Annotated in this window: 20 protein-coding genes and 1 pseudogene; 10 read left to right on the top strand and 11 right to left on the bottom strand. The window is 73.5% G+C overall.

All coding sequences use genetic code 11. The annotated features are described in order from the left end of the window. Positions 1-27 precede the first annotated feature (27 nt). The 3 genes from uvrA to KME66_RS33760 are packed head-to-tail and all read right to left on the bottom strand — an operon-like array spanning position 28 to position 3,729. Positions 28-2,466: an excinuclease ABC subunit UvrA gene (uvrA, locus tag KME66_RS02065; protein WP_216318256.1), complete on the bottom strand. Its 2,439-nt coding sequence runs from the start codon at positions 2,464-2,466 to the stop codon at positions 28-30. 40 nt (positions 2,467-2,506) lie between these two features. Then, complete coding sequence (locus KME66_RS33765) at positions 2,507-3,013, bottom strand: hypothetical protein (protein WP_253208206.1); 507 nt, start codon at positions 3,011-3,013, stop codon at positions 2,507-2,509. Continuing rightward, entirely contained in the window at positions 3,010-3,729 is a 720-nt protein-coding gene (locus KME66_RS33760) for an MFS transporter (RefSeq protein WP_253208205.1), read from the bottom strand. The genes KME66_RS33765 and KME66_RS33760 overlap by 4 nt, the downstream gene beginning before the upstream one ends. Before the next feature lie 56 nt (positions 3,730-3,785). On the opposite strand from KME66_RS33760, the gene KME66_RS02055 reads away from it, so the two are divergent. Then, entirely contained in the window at positions 3,786-4,340 is a 555-nt protein-coding gene (locus KME66_RS02055) for a CGNR zinc finger domain-containing protein (RefSeq protein ID WP_253208204.1), read from the top strand. Between the two features lie 31 nt (positions 4,341-4,371). Here KME66_RS02055 and KME66_RS02050 read toward each other — a convergent pair whose 3' ends face one another. Then, positions 4,372-5,382, bottom strand: coding sequence for an LLM class flavin-dependent oxidoreductase (locus tag KME66_RS02050; RefSeq protein ID WP_216318251.1), 1,011 nt, complete (start codon positions 5,380-5,382; stop codon positions 4,372-4,374). A 75-nt stretch (positions 5,383-5,457) separates the two neighbouring features. Here KME66_RS02050 and KME66_RS02045 point away from each other — a divergent pair, with 75 nt between their 5' ends. Further along, positions 5,458-5,946, top strand: coding sequence for a hypothetical protein (locus KME66_RS02045; protein ID WP_073223712.1), 489 nt, complete (start codon positions 5,458-5,460; stop codon positions 5,944-5,946). On the opposite strand, the gene KME66_RS02040 is transcribed toward KME66_RS02045, so the two are convergent. Next, the gene (locus KME66_RS02040) at positions 5,947-6,162 is read right to left on the bottom strand and encodes a dodecin (RefSeq protein WP_073223711.1); all 216 of its coding nucleotides are present in this window, start codon (positions 6,160-6,162) and stop codon (positions 5,947-5,949) included. It abuts the gene before it with no gap. A gap of 203 nt (positions 6,163-6,365) precedes the next feature. Here KME66_RS02040 and KME66_RS02035 point away from each other — a divergent pair, with 203 nt between their 5' ends. The 3 genes from KME66_RS02035 (at position 6,366) to KME66_RS02025 (ending at position 9,678) form a co-directional block, all read left to right on the top strand. Then, positions 6,366-7,622: an extracellular solute-binding protein gene (locus KME66_RS02035; protein ID WP_216318250.1), complete on the top strand. Its 1,257-nt coding sequence runs from the start codon at positions 6,366-6,368 to the stop codon at positions 7,620-7,622. Between the two features lie 275 nt (positions 7,623-7,897). Then, positions 7,898-8,749 carry a GNAT family N-acetyltransferase gene (locus tag KME66_RS02030; protein ID WP_073223709.1) on the top strand — a complete coding sequence of 284 codons (852 nt, stop codon included), beginning with the start codon at positions 7,898-7,900 and terminating at the stop codon, positions 8,747-8,749. Then, positions 8,746-9,678, top strand: a complete 933-nt coding sequence (locus KME66_RS02025; RefSeq protein ID WP_216318247.1) for a 1-acyl-sn-glycerol-3-phosphate acyltransferase — start codon at positions 8,746-8,748, stop codon at positions 9,676-9,678. Before KME66_RS02030 ends, KME66_RS02025 begins: the two co-directional genes overlap by 4 nt. On the opposite strand, the gene egtD is transcribed toward KME66_RS02025, so the two are convergent. The 4 genes from egtD to egtA are packed head-to-tail and all read right to left on the bottom strand — an operon-like array spanning position 9,621 to position 14,207. Further along, entirely contained in the window at positions 9,621-10,583 is a 963-nt protein-coding gene (gene egtD, locus KME66_RS02020) for an L-histidine N(alpha)-methyltransferase (protein WP_073223707.1), read from the bottom strand. The two genes, KME66_RS02025 and egtD, sit on opposite strands and share 58 nt — an antisense overlap. Continuing rightward, positions 10,580-11,335, bottom strand: a complete 756-nt coding sequence (egtC, locus tag KME66_RS02015) for an ergothioneine biosynthesis protein EgtC (protein WP_216318244.1) — start codon at positions 11,333-11,335, stop codon at positions 10,580-10,582. The genes egtD and egtC overlap by 4 nt, the downstream gene beginning before the upstream one ends. After that, complete coding sequence (gene egtB / locus KME66_RS02010) at positions 11,335-12,771, bottom strand: ergothioneine biosynthesis protein EgtB (RefSeq protein WP_216318241.1); 1,437 nt, start codon at positions 12,769-12,771, stop codon at positions 11,335-11,337. Before egtB ends, egtC begins: the two co-directional genes overlap by 1 nt. Next, positions 12,768-14,207 carry an ergothioneine biosynthesis glutamate--cysteine ligase EgtA gene (egtA, locus tag KME66_RS02005; RefSeq protein ID WP_216318238.1) on the bottom strand — a complete coding sequence of 480 codons (1,440 nt, stop codon included), beginning with the start codon at positions 14,205-14,207 and terminating at the stop codon, positions 12,768-12,770. Before egtA ends, egtB begins: the two co-directional genes overlap by 4 nt. 145 nt (positions 14,208-14,352) lie before the next feature. Here egtA and KME66_RS02000 point away from each other — a divergent pair, with 145 nt between their 5' ends. After that, positions 14,353-15,174, top strand: a complete 822-nt coding sequence (locus KME66_RS02000) for a TIGR02452 family protein (protein ID WP_216318235.1) — start codon at positions 14,353-14,355, stop codon at positions 15,172-15,174. Positions 15,175-15,207: 33 nt separating this feature from the next. Here KME66_RS02000 and KME66_RS01995 read toward each other — a convergent pair whose 3' ends face one another. Continuing rightward, complete coding sequence (locus tag KME66_RS01995; protein WP_216318232.1) at positions 15,208-15,675, bottom strand: type II toxin-antitoxin system PemK/MazF family toxin; 468 nt, start codon at positions 15,673-15,675, stop codon at positions 15,208-15,210. A 145-nt stretch (positions 15,676-15,820) separates the two neighbouring features. Between KME66_RS01995 and KME66_RS01990 the strand changes: the two genes are divergently transcribed. Both KME66_RS01990 and KME66_RS01985 read left to right on the top strand, forming a co-directional pair. Further along, a complete protein-coding gene (locus KME66_RS01990; RefSeq protein WP_216318229.1) occupies positions 15,821-16,843 on the top strand; it encodes a LacI family DNA-binding transcriptional regulator in 1,023 nt (340 codons plus the stop codon). Between the two features lie 54 nt (positions 16,844-16,897). After that, entirely contained in the window at positions 16,898-17,176 is a 279-nt protein-coding gene (locus tag KME66_RS01985) for a hypothetical protein (protein ID WP_073223702.1), read from the top strand. Positions 17,177-17,186: 10 nt separating this feature from the next. Here KME66_RS01985 and trxA read toward each other — a convergent pair whose 3' ends face one another. Further along, positions 17,187-17,585 carry a thioredoxin gene (gene trxA, locus KME66_RS01980; RefSeq protein WP_073223701.1) on the bottom strand — a complete coding sequence of 133 codons (399 nt, stop codon included), beginning with the start codon at positions 17,583-17,585 and terminating at the stop codon, positions 17,187-17,189. A gap of 125 nt (positions 17,586-17,710) precedes the next feature. Between trxA and KME66_RS01975 the strand changes: the two genes are divergently transcribed. Beyond that, on the top strand, positions 17,711-19,156 hold the full coding sequence (locus KME66_RS01975; protein WP_216318225.1) for an NAD(P)/FAD-dependent oxidoreductase: 1,446 nt from the start codon (positions 17,711-17,713) through the stop codon (positions 19,154-19,156). Positions 19,157-19,300: 144 nt separating this feature from the next. Beyond that, positions 19,301-20,463 (top strand): annotated as a pseudogene (gene glgA / locus KME66_RS01970) (glycogen synthase). Positions 20,464-20,494 lie beyond the last annotated feature (31 nt).

The following is a 20,494-nucleotide window of genomic DNA, read 5'->3' as shown; positions in this document are numbered from 1 at the left end:
GAGCCGTACGGGAACAGCCGCACCCGCTCAGCGCCGCAGTGCCTCCGCCAGATACGGCGCCGTCCGGCTCCCGGGCTCCCGCGCCGCTTCGGCCGGGGTGCCGGCCGCGACGATCCGTCCGCCCCGGTCCCCGCCCCCGGGGCCCAGGTCGATGACATGGTCCGCCCCCGCCACCACGGCCATGTCGTGCTCCACGACCACCACCGTGCTCCCGCCGTCGACCAGCGCGTGCAACTGCCGCATCAGCAGCTCCACATCGGCCGGGTGCAGCCCTGTCGTCGGCTCGTCCAGCAGATACAGCGTGTGCCCGCGCCGGGTGCGCTGGAGCTCCGCCGCCAGCTTGATGCGCTGCGCCTCCCCGCCGGACAGCTCCGTGGCGGGCTGCCCGAGCCGCAGATAGCCGAGCCCCACGTCCAGCAGGGTCCGCAGCGCACGCTCGACGGCGGGCGTCCCGGCGAAGAACGAAGCCGCCGATTCCACGGTCAGATCCAGGACCTGAGCGACGGTGAGGCCGTCCAGGGTGACCTCCAGCGTCTCCGGGTTGTAGCGGGCGCCGTGACAGTCCGGGCAGGGCGCGTAGGTGCTGGGCAGGAACAGCAGCTCCACCGAGACGAAGCCCTCGCCCTGGCAGGTCTCGCACCGTCCCCCGCGCACGTTGAACGAGAAGCGCCCCGCACCGTAGCCCCGCTCCCGGGCCGCCCCGGTCCGCGCGAACAGCTTCCGTACGGAGTCGAACAGGCCGGTGTACGTCGCCAGATTGGACCGGGGCGTCCGCCCGATGGGCTTCTGGTCGACCTGGATGAGCCGGTCCACCGCCTCCAGCCCCGTGACGGAGGCACAGTGCCGCTCGCCCGCCCCCGCCGGCGCCTCGCCCGCCTGCCGGTCGGCCAGTACCCCGGCCAGCACCTGGCCGACCAGCGTCGACTTGCCCGAGCCGGACACCCCGGTCACCGCCGTGAACACCCCGAGCGGGAATGCCGCGTCGACCCCGCGCAGATTGTGGCGCTCGACTCCGGTGAGCCGGATCCATCCCGTGGGGGTGCGGGGCTCCCGTACCGGCGCGGGGGCCGAGCCGAACAGGAACCGCCGTGTCGCGGACTCCGGCACCTCGGCCAGCCCGTCCGGCGGCCCGCTGTGCAGCACCCGCCCGCCGTGCTCCCCGGCCAGCGGGCCCACGTCCACCAGCCAGTCCGCCCGCCGCACCACATCGAGGTGGTGCTCCACGACGAAGACGGAGTTCCCGGCCTCCCTGAGCCGGTCCAGCACGCCGAGCAGGGACTCCGTATCGGCGGGGTGCAGACCGGCCGACGGTTCGTCCAGGACGTAGACGACACCGAAGAGCCCGGAGCGCAGCTGGGTCGCCAGCCGCAGCCGTTGCAGCTCGCCGAAGGAGAGGGTGGGGGCCGTGCGGTCCAGACTCAGGTAGCCGAGCCCGAGCTCGGTCACCGTGGTGATCCGGGCCAGCAGGTCGGCCGTCAGCACCCGTGCCGTCTCCGCCCCGCCCGCCGGCTCGCCCGCCGCCCCGCCGTGCGCCCCGGCCAGCAGCTCGGCCAGGTCGGAGAGGGGGAGTGCGGCCAGCTCCGCGATGGTCCGCCCGCCGAAGGTCACCGCCATCGCCTCCGGCCGCAGCCGGCTCCCGCCGCAGACCGGGCACGGCGCACTGGTCAGAAAGCGCTCGGCCTTCGCCCGCAGGGTCCTGCTCCTGGTGTCGGCGAAGGTGTGCAGCACATAGCGCCGGGCGCTCATGTACGTCCCCTGGTACGGGCGCTGGATGCGGCCCGCATCCCGTACCGGATGCACGGTCACCACCGGCTGCTCGTCGGTGAAGAGGATCCACTCCCGGTCCTCGGGATCCAGCTCGCGCCACGGCCGGTCGACGTCGTACCCGAGCGTGTCGAGCACATCGCGCAGGTTCTTCCCCTGCCACGCCCCCGGCCAGGCGGCGATCGCCCCCTCCCGGATGGAGAGCGAGGGGTCGGGGACCAGCAGCCCTTCGTCCGTACGGTGGACGCGCCCGAGCCCGTGGCACTCGGGGCAGGCCCCGGCCGCGGTGTTGGGGGAGAACGCGTCGGAGTCCAGCCGCTCGGCCCCCGGCGGATAGTGCCCGGCCCGGGAGAACAGCATCCGCAGCGAGTTGGAGAGCGTGGTCACCGTCCCCACGGACGACCTGGCCCCGGGGGTGGAGCGCCGCTGCTCCAGGGACACGGCGGGCGGCAGTCCGGTGATCTCCCCGACGGCGGGGGCGCCCGCCTGATGGATGAGCCTGCGGGCGTAGGGGGCGACGGACTCGAAGTAGCGGCGCTGGGCCTCGGCGTAGATCGTGCCGAACGCCAGCGACGACTTGCCGGACCCGGAGACCCCGGTGAAGACGGTCAGGGTGTCACGCGGGATGTCGACGTTCACGTCCTGGAGGTTGTGCTCGCGCGCGCCGCGCACCCGGACGTACGGATCGTGGGGGGAGTGCATGGGGAGGTGCTCCGTACGTGAGGGGACAAACGGTTCGATTCTAGGCGTGGCTGCCGGTGCGGACCGGTCCGCGGCCGGTGCGCACGGCGAAGCGGGCCGGCACGGCGAGGGCCGCGGTAGCCGCCGCCACCAGGAGGGCGCCGTGCAGGGACCGGTCCGCCAGGGGCCCGGCGACGGCCGCCCCCACGGCGAACCCGGTGATCTTCAGACTGGCGCCCGTCGTGAAGACCTGGGCGCGCAGCCCCTTCGGCGCCTCCCGATGGCGTACCGCGAACAGGGCGGTGAGCTGGGGTCCTTCCGCGAGGCCCGCGACGGCCACCGCCACGACGAGCGCCACCGGCCCGCCCGTGGCGGCCAGCGCCAGGGCGGCGGCCTGGAGGAGCGGGGCGGCCCACAGGACCGTGTCGGGAGCGACCACGTGCGGGCGCCGGGCGAGGGCGGCGTTGGCGAGAAGTGCGGAGAGTGCCGCGCAGGAGAGCAGCGCCGCGCCGAAACCGGCTCCGCCCATGGCGCGTTCGCCCAGCAGCGGAAGGCAGGCGGTCATCATGCCCTGGGCCGCGCAGGAGCATACCGACGTGAGCGTCGCCCGGGTGAGGGAACGACTCCCGGCGATGGCCCCGATACCCGAGGCGACGATGCCGGCCGGTGGGGCCGCCCGAGGTGGCTCGGTCGGCCCGGGCCCCGTCGCCGGGCCGGGCCCGGCCGCCGGGGCAGAAGCCAGGCGGCGGGTGCGGCCGCCGCGATGAGCGCAGCGGAGAACGCCACAGCCGTCGGCGCCCCCAGCGCCTCGGCGGCACCGCCCGCGAAGGCCGGACCGGCGAGGCCCGCCACGCTGAAGGTCATCGCGTCGAGCGCGCCGGCCCGGGGCAGTCGGCCGGCGGGCACGGTCCGGGGCAGTTGGGCCGTCCAGCCGCCCGACAGTGCGGGCCCCAGCAGTCCGGTCACCCCCGCGACCAGCAGAGTGACGGGGCCCGGGGCCCGGCCGAGCCCGGTGACGACGACCGCCGTCCCGGTCGCGTACAGGACGAGGGCCCCGGCCAGCAGGCGCCCCGGCCTGGGCGAACGGTCGAGCAGTGCCCCGAGCACCGGCCCGCCGACCGCGGCGGAGACGGTGACGGCTGCGAGCAGCGAGGACGCCTCCGCGGCCGAGCCGGTGAGGGTGAGCGCGGCCAGCAGGAGCGCGGGCCCCGCCATGTCGTCCCCGGTACGGGCCACGAGCGCGCCCACCAGGTAGCAGCGGAAGAAGGAGTGACGGTCTGCCATGGGCGGGACGGTACGGAGGTAACGAAAAACTTCGCAATATGCGTTACATTCGGCGGATGCCCTCCACCGCCGACGACTGGTCCACCCGGCACTCCGTGCTGACCAACGCCCGCCGTGCCGCCGCCCTGGTGAATGCCCTCACCGGTCACCACCCGGACCCCGGGGAGGTCGCCAGGGTCCTGTACGCGTACGGGGAGAGCGGCGCCGTCGACCTCACCGCCGGAGACATCGCGGAGATGCGCACGGCCGCCGCCCGGCTGCGCGAGGTCTTCGCCGCCGACGACGCCGACGCTGCGGCCACCGTCCTCAACCGTCTTCTGCGCGAGTACACCGGCCCGCTCCGGCTGACCTCCCACGGCGGCGACAGCCCCTGGCACCCCCACGTCGACCATGGCGACGACGCGCCCTGGGGCGCCTGGCTGCTGGCCTCGTCCTGCCTGGCGCTGACCGTGCTCGTCTGGGAACGTCAGCGTCCGCCCGGACGGATCTGCGCCTCACCGGGCTGCCCCGACGTCTTCATCAACCAGGGCAGCGGCCCGGACCGCCGCTACTGCTCACGCCGGTGCGCCACCCGCGAACGGGTCGCGGCCCACCGCCGGCGGCAGGCGTGAGCGCTTCGACGGCCCCTGAGTCCGCGCCCGCTCAGCGTGCCCGCCGGACGATCCCGGCCAGGCCGCGCAGTGAATCCACCAGCGCCCCGCGGTCGTACGTACTCGTCGTCACGAGCACCTCGTCCGCCCCGGTCTCCTCGATCGCCCGCTCCAACTGCTCGGCGACCTGCTCCCCGGTGCCGTGGATGTGACCGTCGAGGCCGCGTTCGTACAGCTCCCGCTCCTTCGCCGTCATCGTGCGGCGCGTGATCTCCTCGGCGGGGGCGAGCGGCGGAAAGTCTCCGTGGGTACGGGAGTACGCCATGGCCCACGCCTCCGGTACGAGCAGCCGGCGGGCCGCCTCCTCGGTGTCGGCGACGGCCACCGTGCCCGCGACGATCACCTCGGGGCGCTCGGCGCGGGGTGAGGGGCGGAAGTCTCGGCGGTAGACGTCGATGGCCCGCAGGACCTTGTCCCGTCCGCGCAGGTCGCCGATGACGAGGGGGAGCCCGGCTGCCGCGGCGACCGACGCGCCCTCGCCGATCGCGAGCACGTACGCGGGGATCGGCAGGCCCTCCGCCGGGTGGGCGTGCACCCCGGGGTGGGTCTGCTGGGTGCCGTCGATCCAGCCGAGCAGTTCACCCAGACGCCCGGGGAAGTCCTCGGCGTCCTCCTTGCCGTGGCCGAGCGCCCGGCGCACGCCGTCGGTGAACCCCACGGAGCGGCCGAGCCCCATGTCGATCCGGCCGGGAAAGAGGGAGGCGAGCACCCCGAACTGCTCGGCGACGACCAGCGGCCGGTGGTTGGGCAGCATCACGCCTCCGGTGCCGACCCGGATGGTGGAGGTCGCGGCGGCGACGGCGGCGGCCAGCACCGTCGGCGCGGACCCCGCGACCCCCGGCACGCCGTGGTGCTCGGAGACCCAGAAGCGATGGAAGCCCAGTGCCTCCGCCTCCCGGGCGAGAGCCACGGTGTCGCGCAGCGCCCCGGCGGTCGCGTGCCCCTCACGGGTGCGGGAACGGTCCAGGACGGAGAAGCGGGTCGACGCGATCACAGAGCTCACGCTCTGTTCAACGCTCTGGGTCCGCGGGGATTCCCGGGGCGCTCCCCGGGCCCAGGTGCTTCCTAAGCTGGGGGAGTGGAGAACGACGCACGGCCGCTGGCCGTATTCGACCTGGACAACACACTCGCGGGCACCGCCCACCGGCAGCACTTCCTGGAGGGCGCCCGGCGTGACTGGGCCGCCTTCTTCGCCGCGGCCGTGGACGATCCGCCGCTCCCGGAGGGGGTACGGATGGTGCACGCGAGCGCCGAGGAGTGCCGGATCGTCTATCTGACCGGACGCCCCGAGCGGTGCCGTCGCGACACCGTGCGCTGGCTGAGCCGCCAGGGGCTGCCCGAGGGGACGCTGTTCATGCGGCGCAACGACGACCGGCGCCCCGCCCGCCGGACGAAGCTGGACCTCCTCCGGCAGCTGGGCAGGACGGGGCAGGTGCGCATGCTCGTGGACGACGACGAACTGGTCTGCGATGCGGCCGAGGTGGCCGGATTTGCCGTGGTGCGAGCCCGTTGGGCCGATCCGTCGGACGCGCTCAAGGACGCCCAGGAGCGCGAGGGGCGTACCTGATCAGGCGTTTTCGTCGAGCCGAAAGCCCACCTTCAGGCCGACCTGATAGTGCGCGATTCGGCCATCTTCGATATGGCCGCGAACTTGATTAATCTCGAACCAATCGAGATTGTGCAACGTTTCCGCCGCTCTTGCGACGCCGTTCCGGATCGCCGCGTCGACGCCCTCGTCGGAGGTTCCTACGATCTCGGTGACCCGATAGGTGTGATTCGCCATTGTTTGTCTCCTCTCCTGTGACCACGGTGCCCCAATCCCGTGCGGTCCGCGAGGGGGAGAGCGGGGTGGGCCGGGGCGCGCGTCCGCCTTGACCTACCCATTGGTCCATACCAAAATTCAGCCAACCACCCGTGCGAGCGCCGCCCGCAATCCCCCCACACCGGGTCCCGATTTCGTTGTGCCGTTTCGCAGAAGGTGACCACGTGAAGAACCGCATCCTGACCGGAGCCGTCGCGCTTGTCTCGACCGTCGCACTCAGCGGATGCGGCCTGATATCGGGCGCGGGCGGCGGTGACCGGACAGTGACGGTCTGGCTGATGAAGGACAGCGTCTCGCCCGGCTTCCTGGACAAGTTCACCCGCTCGTACGAGGAGGAGAACCCCTCGATCGAGCTGGACTTCCAGATCCAGGAGTGGAGCGGCATCGGCCCCAAGGTCATCTCCGCCCTGGAGGGCGACGACGCCCCGGACGTGATCGAGGTCGGGAACACGCAGGTCGCCCAGTACGCGCAGAGCGGCGGGCTGCGGGATCTGACCCTCGAGTCGATGCGTGACCTGGGCAGCGAGGACTGGCTGCCCGGTCTGGCCGAACCCGGCAGCATCAACGGCGTGCAGTACGGCATCCCCTGGTACGCGGCCAACCGGGTGGTGATCTACAACAAGGACATCTTCCAGGACGCGGGCGTCGACGACGTCCCGAAGACGCGCGCCGAGTGGATCGCCGCCACCGAGAAGCTCAACAGCGCCGGAAACCAGGGCATTTACCTGGCCGGCCAGAACTGGTACGTGCTCGCCGGATTCATCTGGGACGAGGGCGGCGAACTCGCCGACGAGAACGGCGGCGACTGGCAGGGCGCCCTGGACACCCCCGAGGCCCTGGCGGGCATGGAGTTCTACCAGAAACTCCAGGCGCTCGGCGACGGCCCCCAGGACGCCGACGAGGAGAAGCCCCCGCAGACCGACGTATTCGCCGGGGGAGACGTCGCCCAGATCATCTCCGTGCCCGGAAGTGCCGCGCTCATCGAGCAGAAGAATCCCGAACTCAAGGGAAAGCTCGGGTACTTCCCCATTCCCGGCAAGACCGCGAAAGCGCCCGGTTCGGTATTCACCGGCGGCTCCGACCTCATCGTCCCGAAGAACGCCGACGAGCTCAGCGCGGGCATCGCCGTCGTCAAGGCGCTGGCGAGCGAGAAGTGGCAGACGGAGCTGGCCCGGGGCATGAGCTACGTCCCCAACAAGCCGAGCCTCGCCCATGTCATCGAGGGCGACGAGGGCACCGCGGCGATGGCGGAGGGAGCCACCCGCGGTCGCGCGACCCCCAACTCGGCCCAGTGGGCCAGGGTCGAGGCGGAGAACCCGATCAAGCCGTACATGACGGCCGTGCTCCAGGGCGGCGACCCGGCCCGTGAGGCCAGGTCCGCCTCCGAGCGGATCACCGCCCTGCTCACCGGCTCCGGCTGAGCAACGCGGCCGGTCCGCGGGACGAAGGGCCAAGGGCTCCTGCGGCCCCCGGCCTTCGGGCCGTTGTCCGGCGGCCGAGCAGCCCCCGGACAACGGCCCGAAGGCCCCCGGAACGGCGGCTCGGCGGACGTTCCGTCCCGGGGATTCAGCCGTCGCACATCCGCGCTCCCCACGGCGGTCACGTCGAGTCCAGCCGGTGACGGAAGAAGTAAGGGGTCGGTGCGTCGCACCCGCGACGGCCCGGCCCCTGACAGCTCCCGTCCCCGGAGACCGCCATGACCGTGCTGCCCGTCGCCCCCCACCGCGCCGCTCCCGCCTCCGTACCGGAACCCGCCGCCCCTCGGGCCGCCGTTCCGGCCCCGGCGCCCGCCGTCGAACCCGCCACCGCCCCGGAACCGGCCTACCGGGTCTCCCTGGCCGACTGTCAGGAAGACGTGCGCGCCGCGCAGCGGCTGCGCCACCTGGTGTTCGCCGGGGAGCTCGGAGCCCGGCTGGAGGGGCCCGAACCAGGTCTGGACAGCGACGCCTTCGACGCGCACTGCGACCACCTCCTGGTCCGGGAGACCGCCACCGGGGACGTCGTCGCCACCTACCGGCTGCTGCCCCCGGACCGGGCCCGGTCAGCCGGACGCCTCTACGCGGAGAGCGAGTTCGACCTCAGCAGGCTCGCTCCGATCCGCGACGACCTCGTCGAGGTCGGCCGTTCCTGCGTCCACCCCGCCCACCGCGACGGTGCGGTCATCGCCCTCGTCTGGGCCGGACTCGCCCGGTACATGGAGCGCACCGGTCACACCTGGATCGCGGGCTGCTGCTCCCTCCCGCTGGCCGACGGCGGCGCCTCGGCCGCCCGCAGCTGGAACACCGTGCGCGCGGGACACCTCGCGCCCCAGGAGTACTGGGTCACCCCGCACCGCCTCTGGGACTCCTCCGCGTACGGCCCGGAAGCCGGCTCCCGGGCCGACCTCCCGCCCCTGCTGCGCGGCTACCTCCGCCTCGGGGCGCAGATCTGCGGAGCCCCGGCGTACGACCCCGACTTCAACGTCGCCGACCTGTACGTCCTGCTCTCGCTGCGCCGGACCGACCCGCGCTACCTGCGCCACTTCCTCTCCCTGGCCCCGCTGCGATGACCGGCTGGCTGCCCGTCGCCCCGTGCACCCCGGACGGCTGCGCCCGGCACACCGGAGCCGTACGCGCTCCGCTGCCCGCCGCGCTCCTTCTGCTGTCCGGCTGCGCCCTGGTGCTGCTGGGGGTGGCCTGCGCCCCACTGGCCGGGCTGCTCGGGGCCGGCCCGCGGCACCACCTGACCCGGCGCTGGGCGCGCGCGGTGCCGCGGGCCTTCGGCCTCCGCGTCACGGTCCGCCGCCATGCTCCGGACCTGCTCCCGGAGGGCGGTGAACTGCTCGTCGCCAACCACATCTCCTGGCTCGACATACCGCTGGTCGCGTCCGTACGGCCCGGCCGGATGGTCGCCAAGCGCGAGATCCGGCACTGGCCGCTGGTGGGGCCGCTGGCCGCGCTCGGCGGCACCCTGTTCATCGACCGCGACCGGCTGCGCGCGCTCCCCGTCGCCGTACGCGCCATCGCGACGGCCCTGCGCTCCGGCTCGCGGGTCGTGGTGTTCCCCGAGGGCAGCACATGGTGCGGACGGGGCGGCGGCGGTGCGTTCCGGCCCGCGGTGTTCCAGGCGGCGATCGACGCCGGCGCGCCGGTCCGGCCGGTCCGCATCACCTACCGCTCGGGAGCGCACGGCACCGCGGCGCACCACTCCGCCGCGCACGGCGTCGCGGGGCACTGTCCGGGTCCGGGCGCGGGCGCGGCCGCGTTCGTCGGCTCCGACCCCCTCACCGCCTCCCTGTGGCGGGTGGTGCGGGCGGCCGGGCTCACCGCCCACGTCGACGTGCTCGCGCCGATCCCCACGGACGGCGGGGACGGCCGCCGCGCCCTGGCCCGCAGGGCACGAGCGGCCGTCCTCGGCCCCGAGGAGACCAGCCCGTCCGGTCAGACCGCCGTGGCGAGTGACAGGGCGAACCGCCCCGCCGCGTCCGTCCACCACTGAGCCAGCCGCATCCCGGCGGCGGCCAGCTCCTCGCGGACGTCCTCCTGCCGGAACTTCGCCGACACCTCCGTACGCAGCTCCTCACCGGCCTCGAACGGCACCACGAGATCCAGCTCCCGGATCTTCACGCTCAGCGCCCGCCGGGCCCGCAGCCGCATCTCGATCCACCGGTCCTCCGGATTCCACACCGCGCGATGATCGAAGCCGTCGAGCGGGAAGTCGGCCCCCAACTCGCGGTTGACGACGCTCAGGACGTTCTTGTTGAAGGCCGCCGTCACCCCGGCCGCGTCGTCGTACGCGGCCACCAGCGTCTCCTCCTCCTTCACCAGGTCCGTGCCCAGCAGCAGCGCGTCACCGGGCGAGAGCAGCGCGCGCACCGACCGCAGGAACGTGGCGCGCTCCTCCGGCAGCAGATTGCCGATCGTCCCGCCCAGGAACACCACCAGCCGGGGGCCCGGCGTCCCCGGCAGGACCAGGCCGGTGGTGAAGTCCGCGATCAGCGCGTGGACGGACAGGCCGGGGTGCTCGGCGAGCAGCGATTCGGCCGCCCCCCGCAGCGCGCTCTCGCTCACGTCCACCGGGACGTAGGCGTGGAGCTCGGGCAGGACGTCCAGGAGATGGCGGGTCTTCTCGGACGACCCCGAGCCCAGCTCGATCACGGTCCGGGCCCCCGAAGCGGCGGCGATCTCCTCGGCGCGTGTCTGCAGGATCTCCCGCTCCGCGCGCGTCGGGTAGTACTCCGGCAGCCGGGTGATCTCCTCGAACAGCTCGCTGCCGCGGGCGTCGTAGAACCACTTCGGCGGCAGCGTCTTGGGATGCCGGGTCAGGCCGCTGAGGACGTCGGCGCGCAGCGCCGCGTCCGTCGCGTCCACCGGCAGGGTGCGGGTCAGCGAATAAGGACTCACGCGGAGGGCTCCTTGAGCGGGGTGAGCAGGACGTCCGAGGCGGTCGCGACCAGCAGGGTGCGGTCGGGGACCTCGCGCCACAGCGGGTCGTCGTCGTACGGCTCCGAGGCGACCGCGGTGCGGCGGCCCGGCTCCGTGCGGTACCAGAGGGTGTCGCCCCAGGCGGTCGCCGTGATGGTGGCGCCGTCGGTGAGCAGCAGATTCAGCCGGGAGCCGGGAGCGGCGGCAGCGACCTCGCGGACCGTCTCCGCGACGGCACGCGGCACCTCGTCCCCGGCCTCGGTCCGATGCCGGATCAGCGCCCACACGAGCGCCGAGTCGTTCCGGGCGGCCAGCGACAGGAGCTTCTCGGCGGGCAGGCCGGCAGCCGGGCCGGCGAGCGACGCGGGCCAGCCCTTCACCGCCCCGTTGTGGCTGAACAGCAGCCGCCCGGCGGCGTACGGCGCGGCTGCGGCCTCCCCGTCCGCACCCGCCTCGGTGGCATCCCGTACGGCGGCGAGCAGCGCGCCGCTGCGAACCACCCGGGCCAGATCGGTGAAGGTCTCGTCGCCCCATACGGGACCCTGGCGGCGGTACCGTCCGGGTACCGGATCGCCGTCCGCGTACCAGCCGACGCCGAAACCGTCCGCGTTGACCGTGCCGTGGCGCTGGCGGCGCGGCTCCCAGGACTGCCGTACCAAGGAGTGCGCGGGCCGCACGAGCAGCTCTCCCAGCGCGACCGGCTCTCCCACATACGCGATATGACGGCACATCAGGCATCCCTCGCCGTTCGGAAACCGGCGAAGATCTGCCGCCGCACCGGAAGGTCCCAGTTGCGGAAGGTGCCCCGGCAGGCGACCTGGTCGACGGCGAACGACCCGCCGCGCAGCACCTTGTGTCCCGGACCGAAGAACACTTCCGAATACTCGCGGTAGGGAAACGCCACGAACCCCGGATAGGGCAGGAAGTCGCTGGCGGTCCACTCCCACACATCGCCGATCAACTGCCCCGCCCCGGAAGGGGAACGGCCCAGCGGATACGCCCCTGCCCGCGCCGGACGCAGATGGCGCTGGCCCAGATTGGCCCGCTCCGGCGTCGGATCCCCGTCTCCCCAGGGATAGCGCCGTGATCGGCCGGACGCGGGGTCGTGCCGGGCGGCCTTCTCCCACTCGGCCTCCGTGGGAAGCCGCCGCCCCGCCCAGCGGGCGTACGCGTCCGCCTCGTACCAGCTGACGTGCAGCACCGGTTCGTCGTACGGCACCGGCTCGGTCACCCCGAACCGGCGGCGCAGCCACTGTCCCGCCTCCCGCCGCCAGAACAGTGGCGCGGACAAGCCGTGCTCACGCACCATGGCCCAGCCTTCGGGCGCCCACCAGCGCTCGTCCCCGTACCCGTCGTCCTCGACGAACCGGAGATACGCGCCGCAGGTCACCGGGGAGGAGTCCAGGTGGAACGCCGCGAGGTCCCGCCGGTGTGCGGGGCGCTCGTTGTCCAGGGCCCACGGCTCGGCGGAGGTGCCCATCGTGAACGGTCCGCCGGGGACGAGGACTTCGCTCGGCATCACCTCGGCGCCGACGGGCTCTGGCGGGGCCGGAGGGGCCGGTGCGGTGAGCGCCGCCGGGCCGGCGCGCAGCTGATGGGTGATCAGCATGGTCTCGTCGTGCTGCTGTTCGTGCTGGGCGATCATCCCGAAGGCGAACCCGGACCGCTCCAGCGGCCCCCCGCCCTCGTGCAGAGGCGTGCCCTCCAGCAGCTCCAGCGCCCGCCCCCGCACGTCGGACGCGTACGTGCGGGCCTCGGCGGGGGCCAGGAGAGGCAGAGAGGGGCGTGAGGCGCGCGAGTGCTCGAAGGCGTTGTACAGACCGTCGATCTCCGGGCGCAGTGCCTCCCGGCCACCGACGGCGCGCAGCAGCCACTGCTCCTCCTGGTTGCCGATGTGCGCCAGGTCCCAGACCAGCGGCGACATCAAGGGGGAGTGCTGGGCCGTCAGTTCGCCGTCGTCCACACTGTCGGTGAGCAGTGCGGTGCGGGTGCGCGCGGAGAGCAGCGCGTCCAGGGCGCGCCGCCGCAGGACCTCCGGATCGATCCCGGAGGCGAAGGGGAATCCGGCTGCGGCCTGGCCGGACACCCGGGTGGGATCGAACGCGTCGGACAGCTCGCGGGGCGCGAACTCCGCGCTGTGCTCTTCCTTCTCACGGTGCTCGGTCATGCGGAGGCCGCCTTTCCGGAGTGCGGCGGGATCGTCGGCCCGTCGGCTGACAGGCCCTCGTTCGGCTGCGCGGACGGCCCGGCCGGCGGACCGGTGCCGGTGCCCGGCGGCGAACCCGGATCGGTCAGCATCAAGCCCCGCCCGGTCAGCAGGCCGAGATCGGTGAGGTCGCCCGGTTCCGGCAGATCGTCGGCCGGACACCGGCCCCGGGCCACATAGCGGTCGATGAAGGCGGCCACCGTGTCGCGCACCGCCTCGCTCGCCCCCATCCGCTCCAGGGCCGGGAGCGCGGCCCCGAAGCAGGTGACGGCCGCGGCCCGCAGCTCCGGATCGGCCAGACCCTCGCGGGCGGCGGCGGTCCAGAGCGGATTGCGCGGGGCGGCCGACGCGCCCGCCGTCTCGGCCAGTGGCTTCACGGCGCGGTACACGGTCTCGGCGGCCTCCGGGTCGTCGAACAGGGCCGTGGCCACGGCGAGCGGCACCAGCCACCCGTCGGGTCCGCTCTGCGCGTCGATCATGCGCAGTTCGAGATGGCCGCGCGGCCGGATCGGCGGGAACAGCGTGGTGAGGTGGTAGTCGAGATCGTCCCGCACCGGCGGCCGGGGCGCCCCGGTGCGGATCCACTCGCGGAAGGTGAGTCCCTCGGGGACGTCCCAGGGGCCGTCCTCGCACCGGATGCACAGCACGCTCGTGTCCAGGACATGGGCGGCCCAGGCGTCACGGGGCGCGCGCCCCGTGCCCGGGGCGAGGCTCCGGCCCGGATCGAGGTCGGCCCACAGCGCCTGCCGGGTGGAGCGCCAGCCGGTCCGGCGGCCCCGCTGGAACGGCGAATTCGCGAACGCCGCCACCAGCACCGCGCCGAGCAGGTGCGCGAGCTGCCAGCGCCGCCCGTAACCGAGCGGCCCCGGCTCCTCCTCGCCCGCGTCCAGACAGACCTGGACCGACGCGGAGGTGCACATCATCGCCCGACCGGACGGCCCCGACCGGTCCAGGGCGGTCTCCATCGCCGCGTAACGCGGCTCGCGCAGCCTGCGGTGCGCGGTCTGCCACGGATCCACGCCGAGCCCCACCGGTGCGAGCCCCGCCGAGCCGAGCGCGGCACGGACCGCCGCCATATCGGCCGCGGTCCTCGTGACGCACTCCATCAGCGAACCGGCCGGCTGTGAACTCAGTTCCAGCTGCCCGCCCGGCTCGAAGGTCAGCGCCGCGTCGAGCGGCAGCGCGCGGACCGCCTCGACGGCGCTGTCCAGCCTCTCCTGGCCCACCGGGACGTCCGGACGTTCCCGGTCGTGGATGAGCCATTCGAGTTCCACGCCGACGGTCCGGGGCGGACCCGTCTTGAAACATATGCCGCGCAGTAATTCCTCTGCCCCGCTCTCGTCGAGCGGGGCGGCGTCCGGGCGCGAACCGGTCGCGCCGGGAATGTCCAAGGCCATGAGGGCCTCCCTCTCAGCTGCCTGCCTACCAGCCAAACCCGTACCCGGAGATCGCACAAGAGTGCCCCGGTCCGGGGAAAACAGATTGCGCCCAGGCCGGGTTCCCCGCCAGCATGCCCCGTATGCACCACAGGGGGGAGCGCGGGTGAGCGCGCGGCTGCGCGGTATCGCGCGCGAGACGGAAGCGGTCGTCGAGGCCGGGCGATATCGCAACGCAGCAGGTCTGGACGTTTCGATCGAACGAGCGGTAGCCGCCGCACGCTCCGGCACCAGGCTCTACGGCCCCGATCCGGTGCCCGTCGCCGCCCTGGACACCGACCGCGTCCCCCACATCGAGGTCACCGCCGAGAGCAGTCTCGCCGCCGCCCGCCGGATGACCGGCGAGGCCTCCGGCCGGGTCGCCGTCCTGAACTACGCCTCGGCCCGCAATCCCGGTGGCGGCTATCTCAACGGCGCCCAGGCCCAGGAGGAGGCCCTGTGCCGGGGGTCCGCGCTCCACACGACCCTCCTGCGCGCTCCCGAGTCCTACGCGCACCACCGCGCGGAGCGCAGCGCCTTCTACACCGACCGGGTGATCCACTCGCCCGCCGTGCCGGTCTTCCGCGACGACCGCGGCCACTTCCTGGACGCCCCGTACCTGGCGGGATTCCTCACCTCGCCCGCGCCGAACGCCGGTGTGATCCGACGGCAGACCCCCGAGGACGCCCACCGCGTCCCGGCCGCCCTGGCCTCCCGCGCCGAACGGGTCCTGGAGGTCGCGGCCGTACGGGGCTACCGAAGGCTCGTCCTGGGGGCCTGGGGCTGCGGTGTCTTCCAGAACGACCCGCACGAGGTGGCCGAGGCGTTCCGGGCCCTGGTCGGCGCGGGCGGCCGGTTCGGCGGCCACTTCGAGCAGATCGTCTTCGGGATCCTGGACCGGACCCCCGACTCCGCCGTCCGGGCCGCCTTCACCCGGACCTTCGCCTGACCCGGAGCCCGCCCGGCCCCTCACCCGGGGCGCTCAGCTCCAGCCGTACCGCTCGCGCAGCCGCCCGACGACCCGGTCGAACCGCTCCGGGTCCAGCGCGCACGCCTCGCGTCGCATCCCGTCCTCGTGGACCCGCAGCACCCGGTCCAGATCGACCCAGGACGGGCGCCCCGAGCTGTCCCACGGGCCCGCGCCCAGAGCGACCCACTCGTGGTCCTCGTCGTGCCGCTTGCTGGAGAGCTGGACGGCCAGGAGCGTGCCCGCCTCCTCGCGGGCCACGACGAGCACCGGCCGGTCCTTCCCACGCCCGTCGTTCTCCTCGAAGGGCACCCAGGTCCAGACGATCTCGCCGGGATCGGGATCGCCGTCGCGATCGGGGGCGTAGGAGGTGCGCACGGAAGCCACCTCGGCGGGATCGGCCTGCACCGTGGCGGTCGGCCCGCTGCTGCCGGGCACGTCACAGGGGTTGTCGGAACGGTAGGCGCTGTCGTGGAACATCATCATCACACCGTAGAACCCCTGCCCCCGGAACCCGGGAGGCGGGCGGCGGAGCCGAAGCGCGGGGCGGTGTTCCGGCCACGGTGACCGGACCTGCGGGCCCCGGGCCGAAACCCGGCGCGGCCGGTCTGGAAGACTGCCCGACGCCATGAGCCAGTTACCCAAGCAGCCCGCCGAAGTCTCCGCCCCGACCAGCGCCGACGTGGCCCGCCTCGCCGGGGTGTCCCGGGCCACCGTGTCGTACGTGCTGAACAACAACGCCACCGTCCGGATCAGCGATCCCACCCGACGCCGGGTCAGGGAGGCCGCCCTCCAACTCGGATACGTGCCGCACGCGGCCGCCCGCAGTCTGCGCGCCGGACACAGCCGCATGGTCCTGCTCCCCTCGGGCCAGATACCCGGGGGGCCGCTGCACCAGTACTTCTTCGAGGAACTCCAGTCGGGGTTGCGCCGACTGGACTACACCGTCGTCCAGTACGGCAGCGTCGGTCTCACCGCCGACGAGGCCGCCACGGCCTGGGCGGAACTGCGGCCCGTCGCCGTCGTCGTCCCGCCGGGCATCACCCTCACCCCGCACGGCACGGGCATCCTGACCCGCTCCGGGGCCAAGGCGGTGATCACCCTGGGGCCCGATCCGGTGCCAGGGGCGCACGGCCTGGTCATGGACCAACGCCGGGTCGGGGAAAGCGCCGTGGAACACCTCCTGGCCCGCGGCCGCCGCCACATCGGCGTGGTCATGCCCCAGGAACCGAGCCGGGAGTCCTTCTCCGCATCCCGCCTCGCCGGCGCGCGGCGGGCCGCGGAAGGGGCGACGGCCCGCGTCTGCCCGCTGCCGTTGCGGTACGAGGAGGAGTCCGCGCAGCAGTTGGCCGCCCGCTGGCCGGATCTGGGACTGGACGCGGTGTTCGCCTACAACGACGAGTACGCCATGCTGATGATGCGGGCCCTCCAGGACGCCGGTGTGGCCGTGCCCGCCGACACGGCGGTGATCGGCGCGGACGACTCCCTCATCGGCAGGCTGCTGCGCCCCCGGCTGAGCACCGTCCGGATGGACCTGGCGATGCCGCAGCCGCTCGCGGAGACGATCGACCGCATGGTCCAGCACCCGGGCGGGCCACCGGTCCACCACGACCTGCTCCGCACCAGCGCGGTCCACCGGGAATCCAGCTGACCGCCTCCGGCGCCAGACATGCGCCGTGCACCCCGCATGTCTAGCGTCGGAGGCATGAGCCACCCGCAGAGTTACGAACTGCTTCTGATCCCCGACCACAGCAGGACGCGGTCCGGAGCCCCCGGCCGGCCGATCCGGTCCGCCGTCGTGGCCGCGACCGGCGAGACGGGGGCCTCGGGCTATCCCCGGTACGCCGGCGAGGGCATGGAGGCGGACGTCGATCCGGAGACCCGGACGGTGGAGGCCGTGCTCATCGACGGCGAGGAACTCGACTACGGCATGTCGGTCCGCGTCGCCGGGGCCGAGGGCGAGCACCGGCCGGGCGTCTCGTAGGACCGGGCGGCTACGGGGCCTCCGGCTGTCCCTGCCCCGCCTCCGCCGCCCGCTTCTGCTCCTCGACCGACTTGCGGACCTCGTCCATGTCGAGATTCCGGGCCTGTCCGATGACGTCCTCCAGCGCCGTCTCGGGCAGCGCGCCCGGCTGCGCGAACACCGCGACGTTGTCACGGACGATCATCAGCGTGGGGATGGAGCGGATATCGAAGGCCGCGGCCAGTTCCTGCTGCGCCTCGGTGTCGACCTTGGCGAAGACCAGGTCCGGGTGGCGCTCGGAGGCCGAGTCGTAGACCGGCGCGAACTGACGGCAGGGGCCACACCAGGAAGCCCAGAAGTCGATCAGGACGAAATCGTTGTCGCTGACGACCTGGTCGAAATTTTCCTTGGTGAGCTCGACGGTGCTCATGCTGGGGTACCTCTTCCTGTGCCGGTGCGGTCCTGTCGGGTCCTGTCCGGCACAACGGTGACTGCTCTTGCGCTATTCCGCCTGCCCATGTGGCCGGTGCGCACACCCGCGAGGAGACTGTTTCCATGACTGACGCAGGCAAGATCTCCGAAGGCTCGTCCTACGACGTGGTGGTCATCGGCGCGGGACCCGTGGGCGAGAACGTCGCGGACCGGGCCCGCGCCGCCGGGCTCACCACGGCGGTGGTGGAATCCGAACGGGTCGGCGGCGAGTGCTCCTACTGGGCCTGCATGCCGAGCAAGGCGCTGCTGCGCCCCGTGGTCGCCCGCGCCGACGCCCGCCGGGTTCCGGGGCTGAGCGCCGCCGCGCAGGGCCCGCTGGACGTGGGAGCCGTCCTCGCCAAGCGGGACGAGGAGACGAGCCACTGGAAGGACGACGGCCAGGTCGCCTGGCTGGAGAGCGTCGGCGCGGACGTGTACCGCGGTACGGGACGGCTCACCGGCCCCCGGGAGGTCACCGTCACCGGCGCCGACGGTACGGAGCGCCGTCTCGCCGCCCGGCACGCCGTCGCCGTCTGCACCGGCACCCGGGCCGTCGTCCCCGCCCTCCCCGGCATCGAGGAGGCCCGGCCCTGGACGAGCCGTGAGGCCACCAGCGCCAAGGCGGCTCCCGGCCGGCTCGTGGTCGTCGGCGGGGGCGTCGTGGGCGTGGAGATGGCCACCGCCTGGCAGGCGCTGGGCTCGGAGGTGACCCTGCTGATCCGGGGCGGCGGCCTGCTCCCGCGGATGGAGCCCTTCGCGGGCGAGCTGGTCGCCGACGCGCTCACGGAGGCCGGGGCCACGATCCGTACGGGCGTCTCCGTCACCGCCGTGCACCGCCCCGCACCCGGCGGACCGGTCACCGTCGAACTGGACGACGGCGGCCGCGTCGAGGCCGACGAGGTCCTCTTCGCCACCGGCAGGGCCCCGCGCACCGACGACCTGGGCCTGGAGACCGTCGGCTTCGCCCCCGGTTCCTGGCTCACTGTGGACGACAGCTGCCTCGTCGAGGGCACGGACTGGCTGTACGGGGTCGGAGACGTCAACCACCGCGCCCTCCTGACCCACCAGGGCAAGTACCAGGCCCGGATCGCGGGCGCGGCGATCGCCGCCCGCGCCGGGAAGGCCGCCCTGGACAGCGCCCCCTGGGGGCCCCAGGCGGCCACCGCCGACCACGCGGCCGTTCCCCAGGTGGTCTTCACCGACCCCGAGGCCGCGTCCGTCGGCCTGACCCTCGCCGAGGCCGAACGCGCCGGCCACCGGGTCCGCGCCGTCGACCACGACCTCGCCTCCGTCGCCGGCTCCGGCCTCTACGCCGACGGCTACCGCGGCCGCGCCCGGATGATCGTGGACCTGGACCGCGAGATCCTGCTCGGCGTCACCTTCGTCGGCCCGGGCATCGGCGAGCTCCTCCATTCGGCGACGGTCGCGGTCGCGGGGGAGGTCCCCATCGCCCGCCTGTGGCACGCGGTTCCGGCGTACCCGACGATCAGCGAGGTGTGGCTGCGGCTGCTGGAGACGTGGAGGGGATAGGAACGGTCCTCACGGGCGCTCCGCCCTCGGCAGCGGGCCGGGGGCGGCGGCAGGTGCCCGGGGCGGTGCCGCCGTCTGCCCCAGCCGTGGCATGTGAGTGGCCATCAGGGGCAGGAGGGTATCGACGACCCGAGGGGGACAGTCGTGAAGGTGGGCCTGCTGAGCCGTGAGTACCCGCCGGACGTCTACGGCGGCGCCGGTGTCCATGTCGAGTTCCTGGCCAAGGAGTTGCGCGCGCTCACCGATCTCCAGGTCCACTCCTGGGGCGAGGGGGTTCGGACGGGCTGGTCCGGCACCGGCCCGGCCGGGAGCTGGACGGTGCCAACGACGCCCTGCGCGCCTTCTCCGTGGACCTGTCCATCGCCGCCGCGCTCGAAGGCCGCGACCTCGTGCACTCGCACACCTGGTACGCCAACCTCGCGGGCCACCTCGCCCGACTGCTCCACGGCATCCCGCATGTGATGACCGCCCACTCGCTGGAGCCCCTGCGGCCGTGGAAGGCCGAACAGCTCGGCGGCGGCTACGCGTTGTCCAGCTGGGCCGAGCGCACCGCCGTGGAGTCCGCGGACGCGGTGATCGCCGTCTCCCACGGCATGCGTGCCGATATCCTCGGCTGCTACCCGCAGGTGGATCCCGGCCGGGTCAGAGTGATCCACAACGGCATCGACACCCGCCTGTACCGACCCGTTCCCGGAGCCGACGCACTGCGCCGGCTGGGTGTCGACCCGGACCGCCCCTTCGTCCTGTTCGTCGGCCGCATCACGCGCCAGAAGGGCGTTCCGCACCTGCTGCGCGCCGCCCACAGGTTCGATCCCTCGGCGCAGCTGGTGCTCTGCGCGGGCGCGCCCGACACCCCGGAGGTCGAGGCGGAGTTCCGCGAGCTCGTCGGCGCGCTGAAGGGATCGCGCGACGGGGTCCACTGGATCCCGGAGATGCTTCCGCGGCCCGACGTCATCCAACTCCTCGGCTCGGCGGCCGTGTTCGTGTGCCCTTCCGTGTACGAGCCGCTGGGCATCGTCAACCTCGAAGCGATGGCCTGCGGCACGGCGGTGGTCGCTTCCGCGGTCGGGGGCATCCCCGAGGTCGTCACCGACGGCGCCACGGGACTGCTCGTACCGTACGAGGCCGGCGAACCGGCCCGGTATGAGGCGGATCTCGCCGAGGCCGTCAACCAGGTGCTCGCCGATCGTCCGGCGGCCCGGCGGATGGGTGAGGCGGGCCGTGAACGCGCGGTGCGCGAGTTCGGCTGGGACACGGTCGCCCGGCGGACTCTCGGGGTGTACGAGGAGATCGTGCGGAAGAGGTAGCCGGAAGCGGTTCGGTGATTCAGGAGGGGGA

The organism is Streptomyces sp. YPW6 (assembly GCF_018866325.1).
Classification (GTDB): domain Bacteria; phylum Actinomycetota; class Actinomycetes; order Streptomycetales; family Streptomycetaceae; genus Streptomyces.
Note: the sequence above shows the minus strand (reverse complement) of the source record. Positions and strands in the feature narration are given on the sequence as shown.